At 71.8% G+C, this 14,865-nt stretch carries 12 protein-coding genes; 4 read left to right on the plus strand and 8 right to left on the minus strand.

Going from position 1 to position 14,865, the window contains the following annotated elements:
• Window positions 1-32: 32 nt before the first annotated feature.
• Window positions 33-1,052, plus strand: a complete 1,020-nt coding sequence (locus tag OG379_RS25070; RefSeq protein WP_405665263.1) for an SMP-30/gluconolactonase/LRE family protein — start codon at window positions 33-35, stop codon at window positions 1,050-1,052.
• Window positions 1,053-1,075: 23 nt separating this feature from the next.
• Here the strand turns inward: OG379_RS25070 and OG379_RS25075 are convergent, their stop codons facing one another.
• The 7 genes from OG379_RS25075 to OG379_RS25105 all read right to left on the minus strand — a co-directional run bounded on the left by OG379_RS25075 (window position 1,076) and on the right by OG379_RS25105 (window position 10,268).
• The gene (locus tag OG379_RS25075) at window positions 1,076-1,666 is read right to left on the minus strand and encodes a TetR/AcrR family transcriptional regulator (protein ID WP_405665264.1); all 591 of its coding nucleotides are present in this window, start codon (window positions 1,664-1,666) and stop codon (window positions 1,076-1,078) included.
• A 31-nt stretch (window positions 1,667-1,697) separates the two neighbouring features.
• Complete coding sequence (locus OG379_RS25080; protein WP_405665266.1) at window positions 1,698-2,519, minus strand: alpha/beta fold hydrolase; 822 nt, start codon at window positions 2,517-2,519, stop codon at window positions 1,698-1,700.
• Window positions 2,520-2,591: 72 nt separating this feature from the next.
• Window positions 2,592-3,575, minus strand: a complete 984-nt coding sequence (locus tag OG379_RS25085) for a BtrH N-terminal domain-containing protein (protein ID WP_405665268.1) — start codon at window positions 3,573-3,575, stop codon at window positions 2,592-2,594.
• Between the two features lie 62 nt (window positions 3,576-3,637).
• Window positions 3,638-5,521, minus strand: coding sequence for an SMI1/KNR4 family protein (locus tag OG379_RS25090; RefSeq protein ID WP_405665269.1), 1,884 nt, complete (start codon window positions 5,519-5,521; stop codon window positions 3,638-3,640).
• Window positions 5,522-5,533: 12 nt separating this feature from the next.
• Complete coding sequence (locus OG379_RS25095; RefSeq protein WP_405665271.1) at window positions 5,534-6,580, minus strand: RNA polymerase sigma factor; 1,047 nt, start codon at window positions 6,578-6,580, stop codon at window positions 5,534-5,536.
• 114 nt (window positions 6,581-6,694) lie between these two features.
• Window positions 6,695-6,898: a hypothetical protein gene (locus OG379_RS25100; protein WP_393764406.1), complete on the minus strand. Its 204-nt coding sequence runs from the start codon at window positions 6,896-6,898 to the stop codon at window positions 6,695-6,697.
• Window positions 6,899-7,682: 784 nt separating this feature from the next.
• Complete coding sequence (locus OG379_RS25105) at window positions 7,683-10,268, minus strand: glycosyl hydrolase family 65 protein (RefSeq protein ID WP_405665273.1); 2,586 nt, start codon at window positions 10,266-10,268, stop codon at window positions 7,683-7,685.
• A gap of 90 nt (window positions 10,269-10,358) precedes the next feature.
• Here OG379_RS25105 and OG379_RS25110 point away from each other — a divergent pair, with 90 nt between their 5' ends.
• The gene (locus tag OG379_RS25110) at window positions 10,359-10,841 is read left to right on the plus strand and encodes a cupin domain-containing protein (RefSeq protein ID WP_393764402.1); all 483 of its coding nucleotides are present in this window, start codon (window positions 10,359-10,361) and stop codon (window positions 10,839-10,841) included.
• Window positions 10,842-10,846: 5 nt separating this feature from the next.
• On the opposite strand, the gene OG379_RS25115 is transcribed toward OG379_RS25110, so the two are convergent.
• Entirely contained in the window at window positions 10,847-11,962 is a 1,116-nt protein-coding gene (locus OG379_RS25115) for a threonine synthase (protein WP_405665275.1), read from the minus strand.
• Window positions 11,963-12,093: 131 nt separating this feature from the next.
• Between OG379_RS25115 and OG379_RS25120 the strand changes: the two genes are divergently transcribed.
• Both OG379_RS25120 and OG379_RS25125 read left to right on the plus strand, forming a co-directional pair.
• On the plus strand, window positions 12,094-12,846 hold the full coding sequence (locus OG379_RS25120) for a GntR family transcriptional regulator (protein WP_405665277.1): 753 nt from the start codon (window positions 12,094-12,096) through the stop codon (window positions 12,844-12,846).
• Window positions 12,847-13,049: 203 nt separating this feature from the next.
• Window positions 13,050-14,771: a purine-cytosine permease family protein gene (locus OG379_RS25125; protein ID WP_405665278.1), complete on the plus strand. Its 1,722-nt coding sequence runs from the start codon at window positions 13,050-13,052 to the stop codon at window positions 14,769-14,771.
• Window positions 14,772-14,865 lie beyond the last annotated feature (94 nt).

Consider the following 14,865-nt stretch of genomic DNA (forward strand, 5'->3'; position numbering starts at 1 on the left):
CGCCACCCGCAGACAGGAAGAGTGATCCCCCCATGCGACGATCCCCGGTCCGGTCCCTTGCCGTACTCGCCGCCCTCGGCGCCCTCGCCCTCACCGGATGCGGTACGGAGACGAGTGCCTCCGCCGGCGGCGAAGCCCCCGTCGGCTCGGACAGGACCATCCGCGCCCACCAGGTCATGCAGTTGACGAAGGTGCACGAAGAGACCGGGATGACCTTGCTGGAGGGCCCGACCTTCGACGAGAACGGCGACCTGATGGTCGTCGACGTCACCGCACCCGAGGGGAACCCCAAGGTGATGCGCGTCGACGTGCGGAAGAAGAAGTCGCACGCCTTCCACACGGACGGCCGGGGGGCTTACACCTCGGCCCAGTTCAGCCCGTACGACGGACGGCTCTACCTCACCGACTACGCACACGGCGAGATCGTCAGCCTGGCCCCGGGCGGCGGTGACCCGCGGACCTTCTTCTCCGGCGAGGTGGACGGCGCGCGGATGAACCCCGACGACATCGCGTTCGACGAGGAGGGCAACCTGTACGTCAGCGACTCACGCAGCCTGTCCGCCGGCGACGCGCACGCCCGGGTGGTGCGCATCGGACGCGACGGTGCGAAGGCCACCGTCCTGGCCGGGGGACTGGCCTCGGTGAACGGGATCTCGTTCGACACGGACTACCAGGGGCTGTGGATCAGCGAGCTCACCGAGAACCGGATCTCCTACCTCCGTCTCGACGGAAAGGGCGGGCTGGCCTCCCGGCACACCGCCATCCGCGTGGACGCCGGGATCGCCCAGACCGACTCGATCGCCGTGGACGCGGACGGCAACCTCTACCAGGCGCTGCACGGCCGCGCCGCCATGGCCGTGTACGACAAGCACGGCGAGCGCCTCGCGACGGTCGAGATCCCGGCCGGTGCCCGTGGGCTCGAGTCGGCGACGAACGTGGCGATCACCCCCGGCGGGACGAAGGCGTACATGACCGTCAGCGGACCAGCCGGCGGCTACCTGTACACCTTCGACGCCCTGGCGGAGGGTGTGCGGCAGTCCAACGGCGGCTGACGCCCCGTCTCTGACGCCCCGTCTCAGACCTCGAAGGGCCGCACCGGACCCACCTCGACGCCGAGCAGCCCCCAGGCCGCCGCCGCCCGGCGCTCCCGCACCTCACGTGTGGGACCGCCGGCGGCGCCGGAGACCATGGCCACGGCCAGCATGAGATCGTTCTGCGCGCTCAGCCGGTGCCCTTCGGGCAGGCGCTCCCGCAGGGCACGCTCGACCCGGTCCGAGAGGGTCAGGGCGTGTGCGAGCGCTCCGGAGCGGGCGACGGACGCGCGCACGTGCAACAGGCCGAGGAAGGCCGCCGACTCCGTCAGGTGCCAGGTCAGGACGCCGAGTACGTCGGCGAACAGCATGTCCTCGGCCCCGGCGGCCTGTTCGATCTGCCGTACGTTCTCCTCCAGGACCGCGGTCGCCACCGCGTCCCGGTCGGGGAAGTGCCGGTACAGAACGCCCTGCCCGACCCCTGCCCGCCGTGCGATCGCGGAGAGCGGGGCGTCCAGTCCCTGTGCCGCGTAGATCTCCCGGGCGGCCGCGATCAGAGCGGCGCGGTTGCGGGCGGCGGCCTTCGGGCCGCCGTTCGCGGGCCGTCTCACGTCCGGCAGAAGGGGCTGGCTCATCCCGAAAGGGTACCGGCCGTCCGGAACGGGCCTACCGCTCCCGTCCGGCGGCCACGCGGGTGCCGAGGAAGGTCAGGAGCGCGTCGTTGAAGGCGTCGGGCCGCTCGGCTCCGGGGAGGTGCCCGGCCTGCTCGATGACGACGAGATCGGCGGACGGGATCAGGCGGTGCATGGCCCGGGCCTCGCTCACCGGGGTGTAGGCGTCGTCGGCACCCACCAGGACGAGGGCGGGTACGGAGGTCCCGGCGAGGGTGTCACGGTAGTCGGGCCGTTCGGCCCTGCCGCGCAGTGCGGCAGCGGCCCCTTCCGGGGCGGTGGCGCGCATCATGGCCAGGACGTGCGCGGCGACGTCCGGGAGGCCCGTGACGTTGTACGGGGCGATCATCCTGGAGATCACCTCCTCCGCGTAAGGCCCCATGCCTTCCGCGAGGAGCCGGTCGGCCAGGGCGATGCGGAAGGCCTTGCCCTCCTCGGTCTCGGCGACCGGGGAGGTGTCCGAGAGGACGATCCCGCGCACCCGTTCCGGACGGGTCCGCTGGAACTCCATGGTGATCTGGCCGCCCATGGAGACCCCGCCGATGACGACGGACTCCAGGCCGATCGAGTCCAGGAGTCCGGCGATGTCGTCGGCGAAGTCGGAGAGCAGGCACGTGCCGGGCACGACCTCGCTGCTGCCGTAGCCGCGGAGGTCCGGTGTCACGACGCGGTATCCGGCTGCCGTGAGCGCCGGGACCTGGGGAGCCCACAGGGTGCGGTCGAACGGATGGCCGTGCACGAGCACCACGGGTATGCCGTCCGAGGGCCCCTGGTCGTCGTAGTGGATGGACACGCCGTTGACCACAGTCCTGATCATGCGGGGCACTGTAATCGCCGCCGCTTTCCGGGGCCGTTGTTTTCGGGAGGGCCGTCTTCCGGGACAGCCCGCCTAGAGCATGCTGAGTGCCCTCATCGCGTCGTGTTCGATGCGCGACAGCTCATGGAGGACCGAGCCGGCCTGCGTGAGGTGCGTCGCGTCGCCGGACTCGCCTGCCGTCGCGACGAGTGCGGCCACCTCTGTCCAGAGTGTGGCGGCCTCGGTGTACAGGCCGTGTCCGGTCCGCAGACGGCGGTCGTCGATCAGCAGGGCACTCTCGGCGAGGAAGTCCCGGTAGAGATTGCGGAACAGGGCGCCGCCGGTACCGGCCCTCTCCATGAGGACAGCGGCCTGTGGCAGGTCCTCCTCCGGACTGTCGGTGCGCCGCAGCCACTTGGGCACCTGCTTGGCGGCCTTCTCGATGCCCCGGTGGCCCAGGTTCGCGATGGGCGGGTTCAGGAAGGTGCCGGCGCAGGCCCTGATCGCGGGAATGATCCGGTCCTGCGGTGACGGCAGCCCGGCGGGCGCCGTGAGGGTGAAGGAGCGGTGCCTGGCGGTCATGGGGCCGCGCTCGGCCCGGGCCCTCGCCAGGGCGGCGAGGCCGGTCGAGACGGCTCCGCCCTGTGGCTCCGTGTCCACCAGGTAGGCGTTCTGTTCGTCGTATCCGTACATGGCCACGACGTGCCCGCCGAAGTGCACCTCGGTGCTGAAGTAGTCCAGGTGGTAGCTGTCGAGCTGAAGGCCGACCGGCCGGCCGGCGTCGATGGGCGCAGCCACGTTCTGCCACGCCTTGCGCGCGGAGGTGGTCTCCCCGACCAGCAGCTCCAGACCCAGCCTGGCGGCCAGGTTCCTGGTGAGCTCGAACGGCTTGACCCGGCCTCCCAGGAAGGGGAAGCCCATGCCCTTGCTGTCCCAGTAGATGAAGGACAGCCCGGAGCCGAGCCCGAACAGCATGGGCTCGGACAGGTCGACACCCTCGTGCCGCAGCAGCACGCCCAGCGCCGTCGTCTCGCAGTGCTGCATGCCGCGGGCGTCGATGCCTTCCACCATGGTCATGCCGCTCATTCTTGCCCCCTCGCCGGACGACGGCGCCGTAACGCGGTGACGTACGGGGGCGTTCAGGAACGGTGCCGCACGAAGCGGATGTACGCGAACGACTCCCCCTCGCGCGGCGCCCGGGTCCAGGACCGGGTGGTGAACGTACGGAGACTCCCTCGGGTCAGCGCGAAGCGCGGAAGCGACAGCCCGAGTTCGGTGTGCAGGGCCTCCAGAACACGCAGTTCGTTGTCCGCCTCGGATCGCTCCGGGCGGAACAGCCGGACGGGGTCCAGGGCCTCGGGTATCGCGCCGGAGCGCTGGATGTCCGTACCCCGCACGGTGAACGCGTACAGCTCCTCGCCCTGTTCGGCCACCGACAGGTGGAACGCGGTGGGGTGGCCCTCCGGGTGCATGCGCGCGGGGTCGCGCCACACCACCACCGCGCGGCCGGCGGAGGAGGCGGCCGGAGCGGGGGAGACGAACCGCTCGTTCAGGTGGTTGGGGTCGCCGTCGAAGGCGAAGATCCACTCGTCGGTGGAGCGCCCGACGGCGACCACGGCCCGGTCCTCCCAAGGCTCCGCGTGTCCCGTCTCCGGCGCGGGCCGCCGCCAGGTCGCCGTGCTCTGATCCGCCGGAGCGCCCAGTCGGGCGCCTTTCCCGCCGATCAGGGCGGGCAGGCGGGCGGGGTCGGCCCCCTCGACCCAGACACAGCGGTACCCGTCGGACGCCCGCCGGTTCGAGACGGCCTCTGTCAGCCAGGCGAGCCCCGGCGGGTCGAGATCGGGTGTGGGCTCGGGGACGGGGCCCGTCTCCCCGGCCCGTGGTGTCGCGAGGATCTCCCGCCCCCGCTCCGGGGTGATCAGCGGCCCCAGGACCGGATCGGCGAGCAGGCCGACCGGAGCGATCAGCGAGGGCCCGGGAGCCTCCCACAGCGGGAGCGCGTCCCGCAACAGCCGCCACGCGGCGTCGGTCGCCCCCCAGCGGGCCGGCTCCCGGGCCTCGGCGACGGCCCTGCCCCACGGGCCGGGAGGCTCGTAGCGATGGGTGCCGTCGCGCATCGCGCCCAGCACGGCCTCGGCGGTCTCCCGGGCGACCCCGCGGGCGGCCATCATGCCGAGCCAGTGGTCGTCCCCGCCCGGCCGCCATTCGCCGCGTGCCGGTTCCATCGCCTGCACGGGGAGGAGTTCGGGCAGATAGCGCGCGTCGGCCACCAGAAGGCCGTAATCCCGGGAACCGCGCGGCGCCGGCAGATGCCGGAGCTGGTTCAGCAGGACGGCGCTCCGTGGCCGTCCGAAGGACAGCGCCTCCTCGAGCAGGGGCAGGGCCTCCTCGTGCCGTCCCCGTAGAGCCAGCAGACGGGCCTCCTCGACGTGCGCGTCCTGGGCGCGGGTGGTCGCGTTGACGAAGTCGGGCCGTCCTGCCCGGTCGCCGTGGAAACTGCGGTACATGGCCTCCATGTACGCGCGGAACGACGGGTAGCGGTCAGGGTATTCACCGCCCCAGCCCTTGTAGAGGTAGAGCGCCCACTCGCCGTCCTCGTCGCTGTCGCCCGGGTCGAGCAGGGCGTACGACATGTCGGAGTCCGTCTCCAGCCGTAGCGCGCGGCGCCACATCCCGGCCAGCAGGACTTCCTCCTCGCGCGGGTGGTCGCCCAGGCTCTCCTCGTACATCGGGGTCATGCCGAACGGATCCTGGAACCAGTCGATGTCCGCGACGCCGCCGAGCTGATAGACCCCGGCCGTCTGGTCCACATGCCACCCGTCGCTCACGGCCAGGAACTCACGGTACGAGGGCGGCAGCCGACGCCCCAGCCGCCTCTCGGCCGCGGCGATCACAGCCTCGTCCGCCCCGGGTCTGCCCTGGCTGACGAGGGTCTGTCCGTCCTCGTCCTCCTCCTCGCGAGGAACCCACTCCTCCTGCCAACGCCCCAGGAACGTGTGCCAGTCGAAAGACTCACTGTTCATGACCGGATGGTCTCACCGGGCACTGACAACAGCAGAGGGCAGAGGAAGGAGCTCGGCCGTGCCGGACGGCACCGGAGGCGGCTTCGAGGAAGCGACGTCCGAGGCGCCCGCGGGAAGGGACGGTATGGACGCGGGCGTGGTCACGGAAGGCAGTTCCGTCGTCAGGTCGACGGGGCTGATCCGTATCTTCACAGCCGCCGAGAGGTGCGGCTCGTACGTCGTCGGCGGGTTACCCGAATCGGGCCGCGGCGTGTCCTGGTCCGCCCCTCCGGCGCGTTGCGGGGCGGGGGAAGGGGGCGGCGGAGTGCGCGGACGCTCCGGAGCCGGGCGAGGGGCGGGGAACTCCGTGTCCGTGGCGGGCCGCAGGGTGGAGGCGCCGGCCCTCGGAGGCGGGGCGTCCGGCCTCTCGGAGGGAGCGGCAGGCAGGGACAGTCCCACCGTGGCCACTGTCACCGCCGCCGATGTCGCCACCGCCGACTGCGTGACGCCCGTGCGCGGGAACCTGCGCACGGACACCCAGACGGTCAGGGCCAGGGTGACACTCCCGGCGAGGGCGCCACGCAGCTGCCGTCTGGCCCTGGCGAGCAGCGACTCGGCCCCTCGGTAGCTCAGCCCCATGGCCAGGGCCACCTGCCCGACGTCGAGATCCTGGGACCGGAGCCGCAGCGCCTCCGCCTGACGGGCGGGCAGCAGCTCCGCGCTGCGGGCGGCCAGCCATCTGGCCTCGGCGCGGTCGCATGCCGCCTCCTCGACCGGACGGGGCTCGGGCGGAGCGGCGCAGAGGCTCTTGCTCACCTCCGAGTCGCGGGCGACCTGGCGGTTCCGTTCGGCGCACACGCGCACGGTCGCGTGCCTGAGCCACGAGCGCACCCGGCCGTACTGGACGCTCCGGTCCTCCACCGCGCGGAGCATCGCTTCGTGGACGGCGTCCTCGGCCTCCTCGGCGCTCGACGAACGGCGGCGCGCGATCTCCAGCAGCTCGTCCCGGTGGCTCCAGACGAGCTCCCACCGATCGCCCGGGCCGGGCGGGCGGTGAGCTGTGCGTGGATGGTCCGTCACGTTCGAAAGCTCTCCGGTCCGTGGCTTCGGAGCCCGATGCGTGTCGATCGTGGCCCCACGGCCCCTATGCCCCGCGGCCCGGTGGGCATCGGGGCATACGGGCTCGGCGTCGGCTCAGGCCGACAGCGTGGCGGCGGAGCCGAGCCCGGCGACACCCAGCCCGTCGGCGCTGAGGGCGCCCGAGAGTCCGGCGGAGAGCGAGGAGAGCGGCGTCTCGAGGGAGACCTCGCCGGCCAGACCGGCGGAGACGCCACCGGACACGCCGTCCAGGTCCGCGTCGGAGATTTCCTGGGTCTGTACCTGGGGGGCGGAGCTCATGAGATGAATTCCCTTCACGTTGTTTCGAATGGCTGGGCCAACTCCGTCAGGAATGCGGGCCCTTGCCTGTTTCACGGCTTGGGGGCTTCCGTGGTGTGGAGGATGAAAGCACGTGAGCGCGTTGCGGGGCCACCCACCCCAAGGCCCCTTGCGCCGGCTTTTCCACATCGAAAGGCCGGGCCGTCACATCGGTTCAAGGACCGGTACGGTTTCTTCACTCGACCGATCGACGGACTTTCCATCGGCGGAATCTTTAATACGCTGCGAACGGGACATTCTCCGCGAGGAGGCCGGGGATTCACTCCGTGCGTGAAGAGTCGCCGGAGGCGGCGGGTCACCTGCGTGCGCCTTGTGGAGATCCGCCGCACATGGCCGGGGCCCGGGCCTGGCAGCCGCAGGCGGCGAAGGGGGGAGTGGCCCGCCGGGCCGTGCCGTGATCGACGTCCGCCGCTACCCCGGCCTACTTCTTCACGGAGAGGCGTGCCGATTCGGTGAGTTCCCCGTAGAGCCCGTTTGTCGCCGCTCGTATCCGCAGCAGGAGTTGAGGTTCTTCCGCAAGGCGGTGACCGCCGAGTCGTGCGGATGGCCGCGCGTGGCTGACGGACGGCGGCGCGCGGGGAGTGCGGGTGGATACGGGTAATGGCTCCACCCGCACCCCTCGGCTGCGGATCCGGCCGGATTCGAACCGGCGTCCTCGCGGTTTTGGAGACCGGCTCGACGACCTCTGCGCTACGGCTCCGCCGCCCGGAATCCTAGCCCGCGACTTCGGCCGGGCCGCGACCGTCTATTCGCTTGCCATGGCGGCCAGTTCGGCCACCCCCGTCGGCTTCTCCGCGTCGGCCGAGCGGACGGTGAGCCTGACCTGGCGGGCCAGGGCGCCCGGTTCGTACGGGTGCCAGGTGCGGCCGTCCAGGGAGGTCTCCAGGGTGTGGGAGGCCGGTGCGATGTCCGTCCAGCGGGGTGTGAGCGAGGCGAGCCGGGTCACGTGACGCAGCGGCACCGTCAGCGTGCCCGTCGCTCCGTCCGGTGACCAGGAGGTCGACCGGCTGCCGTCCACCGCCGCCTCGGCGTACAGGCCGGGGGCCTCGGAGGTGGCCGTCGCCGGGCGGCAGCGGGCCGCGTCGGACGTCGGGGCGAGGTCGGGGCGGCGGGTGGGGAGCGTGAGTGTGCCCGAGAGGCGGCGTGGGCCGGCCGGGGTGTGGACCGTGAAGGGCGCGCCGTCCGTCAGCCGGACCGTGGTCGTCCGGGGGCCGACGGCGATGTCGTACGTACGGCCCCGGTAGCGCAGCCCGGTCAGCTCCACGCCCTCGCGGAGCTGCGGGGGCAGGAGCGGGTCGAGGCGTACGCCGTCCTCGCGGAGCCTCAGGCCGGTCAGACCGTGCGTGAAGACCTGGAGGAAGCCGCCCTTGCCGGTGAGGAAGTCCTCGGCGGGGAAGCCCGAGAGCGGGTCCTGGGCCCCGGACTTCTCGCCCCGCGCCTCGGAGAAGAGGTTGTAGGGACCACGGACGAACGGACGTGCGGCGCGTCGGAGATACGTGTACGTGGCGCAGCCCGGCTCACCGATCGTGGCGGCGTCGATCGCGTGCACCGAGTCGGTCATGGCGGGGCCGTCCGGGTCGGTGCGGGCGGCGTAGTGGTCGAGCGTCGCGGCTGCCGCGCCCGCCGCCATCGGCCACTCCAGCGGGTAGATCAGCAGCACCGTGTCGGCCTGTTTGATGGTCGAGCCGTTGTAGCCGGCGTACTGGAGGAAGAGCTTCCGCTCGGCGTCGTACGGGATGCGCAGTCCGTCGGCGACCCTGGTCCAGCCGGCGGGCGCCGGGTGGCCGAGGAGCTCTGCGGCGCGGGTGGCGTTACGCAGGGCGGTGGCGGCGACCGCGTTGGTGAAGACGCCGTCCGTGACGCCGTTGCTGTACTCGTCGGGGCCGGCGACGTTCTCCACCGAGTAGCTGCCGTCGGAGTTGGCAGTGGCGCGCGACTCCCAGAAGTCGGCGATGCCCTTCAGCAGCGGCCAGCCCCGGCCGGCGAGCCAGGCGCGGTCACCCGTGGCCAGGTAGTACTGCCAGACGGCGAGCGAGATGTCGCCCTGGAGATGGTTCTGGGTGAGGCAGTGCGGCGGGTCCCAGCTCTGGCACTCGGAGTCCAGGCGCCCCTTGCTCGCGCTCGTCCAGGGGTAGAACAACCCTTCGTGGCCCAGCTTCTCGGCGTTGGCGCGGGCGGCGTCGCGGGTCCGGTAGCGGTATTCGACGACCGAGCGGGCCAGGTCGGGGCGGGTGGCGAGCAGCCCCGGATACATCCAGGTCTCCGCGTCCCAGAACACCATGCCCGCGTAGTTGTCGCTGGTCAGCCCGGCCGGGGCGATGCTGTCCGAGGAACCGGCCCGGGTGTTGGCGAGGAGCCCGTACTGCGCGGCCCGCAGCCAGGCCTGCAGGTCCGGGCTGCCCGGCGTCCTGACGTCCGAGGCCCAGGCCCGGCGCCAGGCCGCCGCGTTGGAGGCGAGGACCCCTGACCAGCCGCGCCGGGCCGCGCGGTCCGCCGCCGCCCCGGCCGAGGCGAGCGGGGTGCGGGAGGTGAGCGAGGTGTCGACGCCGACGTACTTCTCGAAGGTGTACGACTGTCCGGCCCTCACCCGGGCCGTGCGGGCGCCGTCGGTACCCCGCTGGGCGATCGCCCCCGACGTGCCCGTGCCGAGCGTGCGGAACGTGCCGTCGTCCGCGACCGTGACCCGGCGCGCCCCGCGCTCGTCCAGCCGGCCCGTCACCGTGGCGGTGCCGCTCCAGTGCGGGGTCATCCGCAGGCGTACGGCGCCGGTGTGCACGTCGGAGCGGTCGGCCAGCACCTCGTAGGTCAGGTCGGTGGCGCGGCCGTCGGCCGTGGTCCACCGCAGGGAGGTGACCACGACGCCGCAGCGCAGATGGAGGGTCTGACGGTAGCGGGAGACGCGGCCGGCGGGGGTGGCGGAGCCGTACGTCTCGGAGCCGACGCGCACGTCGAGCGTGGTCCAGGACGGCAGCGCGGCGATCACCTCACGGCCCTCGGCGAGGCCCTTGTCGCGGGCGTAGAGCCCGGAGACGAAGGCACCGTCGTACCGTGGGGTGTAGAGGGGCCAGCCCGTCTTCTCGCCCGTGGCGGCGTATCCGGCGCCGGTGGCGGGCACGCGGTGGCCCAGGTAGCCGTTGCCGACATAGGGGTCGTATCCAGAGGCCTCGCCGAAGGTGGTGGACGTCGGCGCCCACGAGGCGTCGGGGTGCGTGCCCGTCCTGCCGCACACCGGATCCGGGGCGGATGCGGTGGCATGCGAGAGCGGCGGGAGGGGGAGGACCAACGCGCCCGCGACGACCGGTGCGAGAAGAGAGATGCGCTTGAGGCTCACCCCACGAAGGTAGGGAAGACGACGCCGCCGGCGCGGTACCGGCGCGCGGGACGAGCGGACCGGTCCACGACCGGAGACAGGGAGAGCGGCATGTCCTATCCGGAACCCGTGTACACGGACGGCGCGGGCGAGATCAGCGCGACGTACCGTCCGGCCGACACCGCCCCGAATCTGCTGACACGCGGCGGCGGATCCACCCACTACCTGGCCACGACGGAGTCGACGCACGGCGAATTCGGGCTGTACCGGATCAACATGGGCCCCAGGGCGGGCGGCCCGGCCGAGCACTTCCACCGCTCGATCTCGGAGTCGTTCTTCATCCTCGACGGGACGGTGCGGATCTACGACGGCGAGCGATGGGTCGACGCCACCCAGGGCGACTTCCTGTACGTGCCCCAGGGCGGCCTGCACGCCTTCCGCAACGACTCCGAGGAACCCGCGTCCATGCTGCTGCTCTTCACGCCGGGAGCGCCCCGTGAGGAGTACTTCGAGAAGGTCGGGCAGGTTTCCGACTGGCCCGAGAAGCAGCGGGCGGAGTTCTTCTTCAAGCACGACACGTACTGGACGGGCTGAGGGCCCTACGGCGCGAGGCCCGTCTTGAGGCCGGCGCCGCAGAGCGGGACGACCACGCTGCGGTCCGTCATGCCGCCCACGGCCGCCCAGCACGCGACGCCGGTCGTCTCGACGAAGAAGCCGCGGCGGGCCAGGTCCTTCTGGGCCGCGCGGATCTGATCCTCCGTCACGGTCAGGAAGGTGCCGCCCGACTCCCGGACGGCGGCGAGGATCTGCCGGGCGCGTGGCGGCCGGGGGATGGCGATCCCCTCGGCGAGGGTGGCCCGCGGCCGGTCCGGGGCTCCGGACAGCCCGTCGGCCCCCGCCCGGAACGCCGTGGCCAGCGGGGACACGGCCTCGGCCTGCACGGCGATCAGGGCCGGCCTGCGGTCGATCAGGCCGTGGGCGAGGAGTTCCGCGGTGGCGAGGGCGGCGCCCAGGAGCAGGGTGCCGTTGCCGACCGGCACGGCGATGGCGTCGGGCAGGGTGCCGCCGAGCTCTTCCCAGATCTCGTAGACGTACGTCTTCGTGCCGTGCAGGAAGTACGGGTTGAAGACGTGCGAGGCGTAGAAGGTGCCGGGTGCGTCGGCGGCGGCCCGGGCGGCCGCCGCAGCGGCTTCGCGGCCACCGGGCACGGTCTCGGGCCGGGCGCCGTGGGCGCGGATCTGCTCCGTCTTCTTGGGTGAGGTCCCCTCGGGCACGTAGACCGTGCACGGCAGCCCGGCCCGGGCGCAGTACGCGGCGACGGCCGTCCCCGCGTTGCCGCTGCTGTCCGCGACGACCAGCTCCGGGGACAGCCTGCGGGCCAGTTCGGCCAGCATGACGGCGCCGCGGTCCTTGAAGGAGAGCGTGGGCATCAGGTAGTCGAGCTTGGCCGAGACCCGGTCCGTGAGGGGGACGAGGGGGGTCCGGCCCTCGCCCAGGGAGACCGCCGGGGCGGCGAGGGGGAGAACCTCCTCGTAACGCCACAGCGAATTGACGCGTCCGCCCAGTGCGCCGAGGCGGACCGGCGGCAGGACGCCGGTGTCGAGGTCCCAGGGGCCCCCGCAGACCGGGCAGCACCAGGCCGGTGTGGCGGAGTCGGCCCTGGCCCCGTCCTGCGGGCAGAGATAGGTCGCCGAGGGCACCCGGGTGTCCACCATGGGGCGAGTCTATTCGGTATGCGCAGGTGGGCGGGGAATCATCACTTCGAGTGAAACCCTGGCCTGTGCTTGCGGTACTCAACCCACGGTTGCAACGCTGTTGCTGTCTGTCAACCTGTTGGGAGTGGCCTGTGGCTTTCGGTGAGCAGCCCGCCTATCTGCGCGTGGCGAGCGATCTCAGGGAGAAGATCGTCAACGGCGCGCTGCCGCCCCATACCCGCCTGCCGTCGCAGGCCCGTATCCGTGAGGAGTACGGCGTCTCGGACACCGTGGCGCTGGAGGCCCGCAAGGTGCTGATGGCCGAGGGGCTCGTCGAGGGCCGGTCGGGCTCCGGCACGTATGTGCGCGCGCGTCCGGTCCCACGCCGGATCGCCCGCTCCGGCTACCGGTCGGGGACGGGGGCCGGTCCGTTCCGTCAGGAACAGACGGCGGAGGGGGCGCGGGGGACCTGGGAGTCCCGCAGCGAGCAGGAGGGGGCGAGCGACGAGATCGCCGAGCGGCTCGGGATCGAGCCGGGCGACCGCGTGATGCGCACGAGGTACGTCTTCCGGGAGGCGGGCGAGCCGATGATGCTCTCCACCTCCTGGGAGCCCCTGGCCGTCACGGGGCGCACGCCGGTGATGCTGCCGGAGGAGGGCCCGCTGGGCGGCTGCGGTGTCGTCGACCGCATGGCGGCGATCGACGTCGTCGTGGACAACGTGGCGGAGGAGGTCGGTGCGCGCCCCGGCCTGGCGGAGGAGCTCCTGGCGCTCGGCGGGGTGCCGGGCCATGTGGTGATGGTGATCGGGCGGACCTACTACGCCTCGGGGCTTGCGGTCGAGACGGCCGACGTGGTCGTCCCCGCCGACCGCTACAGGATTGCCTACCATCTGCCGGTCAAGTAGCCGCCGGGGCGCGTGGGGTGACAGGTGGGACGGCTGTGGTGACCGCTGGGAGCGACAGCCTGTCCGCACCGGTTGATGCGGAGTTAACGAACCCGCGCCGCACGTAACCGGCGGGCAACCGTCCGCCGCGCCCCCTTGTCATGTCCAAGTCTTAACTTCCCGTTCGTCACCCGCACACCGGACCGACGAACGGGAAGTCACCGATGACGGACATCGCAACGCCCACGGCGGGCGAGGCGCCGCGACAGGAGCCGCAGGAAGGCCCCCGGCCGCCCCGGCGCAGCTACGCCAAGCTCGCGGCCGACGAGAGCCGCGAGGACTACTCCCTCCGCTACGCGCCGCACTCCTTCCGGCGCTGGTCGCCCTCGACGGTCGCGGGGACGGCGCTCGGCGGCATCGCGTATCTGGCCGACTTCGCGATCGGGGCGTCGATCGTCTTCACGTACGGCTTCACCAGCGGGCTCGCCTCGATCCTTGCCGCGGCGGCGATCATCTTCCTCACCGGCATCCCGATCGCCCGGGCCTGCGCGAAGTACGGCCTGGACATGGACCTGGTGACCCGCGGGGCGGGCTTCGGCTACTTCGGCTCGACGCTGACCTCGCTGATCTACGCGTCCTTCACCTTCATCTTCTTCGCGCTCGAAGGCTCGATCATGGCGCAGGCCATGCACCAGGCAGTCGGGCTCCCCGTCGAGGCCGGCTATCTGATCACCACGCTGATCGTCATCCCCATCGTGTTCCGGGGCATGGGCGCGCTGGCCAAGGTGCAGGCCTGGACCCAGCCGGTCTGGATCATCGGCATGGTGCTCCCCTTCGTGGTGCTCGCAGTCGAAGCCCCAGGTTCCTGGGGCGCGTTCAGCTCCTTCACGGGTACGGAGGGGGCGGAGCCGGGCTTCTCCTGGATCGCCTTCGGACTCGGCACGGGCGTCGCCCTCTCGCTCATCGCCCAGATCGGTGAACAGGCCGACTACCTGCGCTTCATGCCGGCCAAGACCGCCGAGAACAAGCGCCGGTGGAACCTCGCCGTCCTCGCGGCCGGCCCCGGCTGGGTGGTCATCGGGGCCGCGAAGCAGCTCGGGGGCGCCTTCCTCGCCTTCGTCGCGCTGGAGGCGGTCGGCAAGACGCACGCGCTGGAGCCCATCGCACCACAGATCGAGGCGCTGAAGCCGTGGCTCGGCTCGTTCGCGCTCCCGGCCGCCGCCCTCTTCGTGATCGTCTCCCAGGTCAAGATCAACGTGACCAATGCCTACAGCGGCTCGCTGTCCTGGTCGAACTTCTTCTCCCGGATCACGCACAAGCACCCGGGCCGGGTCTGGTACATCTTCCTCAACCTCGCCATCGCGCTGACGCTGATGGAGATGAACATGTTCGCGGCCCTCAACAAGCTGCTGGGCTTCTACTCCAACGTGGGCATCGCCTGGATCGCGGCCGTCGCCGCCGATCTGGTCATCAACAAGCGGATCGGGCTGAGCCCCCGTTACATCGAGTTCAAGCGGGCCTACCTCCACGCGGTCAATCCGGCCGGCTTCGGGGCGATGGTGATCGCGTCGACCGTCTCGATCCTCGCCTTCTTCGGCCTGTTCGGCAGGTACGCCGAGGCCTTCTCGACCTTCATCGCGGCCGGGCTCTCGCTGGTCCTCTGCCCGTTGATCGCCTGGCTTACGAAGGGGAAGTACTACCTGGCCCGGCCGAACCCGGTGAACGGCCCGGACGTCGACATCGTGGACATCACCGCCACGCACACCTGCGCGGTGTGCGAAACCGCCTACGAGCTCCCGGACATCGCCGACTGCCCGGTCCGGTCGGGGCCGATCTGCTCCCTGTGCTGTTCGTTGGACGAGGAGTGCGGAGACGTCTGCCGCAAGGAACCCGCGGCCGGCCCTGTGCTGATGCCGATGCCGGTCGTGCGGACAGCCGCCGGCTGATTCCGTAGAAGCGCCGGCCAGTGGCCGGGAGGGGGCGCATTCGGTGGAGTGCGCCCCCTTTGGTATGGCCGGATGCGTGTCTCTTTGTGTAAAC

It is taken from the genome of Streptomyces sp. NBC_01166, from assembly GCF_045039765.1.
Lineage (GTDB): Bacteria > Actinomycetota > Actinomycetes > Streptomycetales > Streptomycetaceae > Streptomyces.

Coding starts and splice junctions, on each gene's coding strand:
- OG379_RS25070 (WP_405665263.1), top strand. CDS start 33: ATGCGACGATCCCCGGTCCGGTCCCTTGCCGTACTCGCCGCCCTCGGC.
- OG379_RS25075 (WP_405665264.1), bottom strand. CDS start 1,666: ATGAGCCAGCCCCTTCTGCCGGACGTGAGACGGCCCGCGAACGGCGGC.
- OG379_RS25080 (WP_405665266.1), bottom strand. CDS start 2,519: ATGATCAGGACTGTGGTCAACGGCGTGTCCATCCACTACGACGACCAG.
- OG379_RS25085 (WP_405665268.1), bottom strand. CDS start 3,575: ATGACCATGGTGGAAGGCATCGACGCCCGCGGCATGCAGCACTGCGAG.
- OG379_RS25090 (WP_405665269.1), bottom strand. CDS start 5,521: ATGAACAGTGAGTCTTTCGACTGGCACACGTTCCTGGGGCGTTGGCAG.
- OG379_RS25100 (WP_393764406.1), bottom strand. CDS start 6,898: ATGAGCTCCGCCCCCCAGGTACAGACCCAGGAAATCTCCGACGCGGAC.
- OG379_RS25110 (WP_393764402.1), top strand. CDS start 10,359: ATGTCCTATCCGGAACCCGTGTACACGGACGGCGCGGGCGAGATCAGC.
- OG379_RS25115 (WP_405665275.1), bottom strand. CDS start 11,962: ATGGTGGACACCCGGGTGCCCTCGGCGACCTATCTCTGCCCGCAGGAC.
- OG379_RS25125 (WP_405665278.1), top strand. CDS start 13,050: ATGACGGACATCGCAACGCCCACGGCGGGCGAGGCGCCGCGACAGGAG.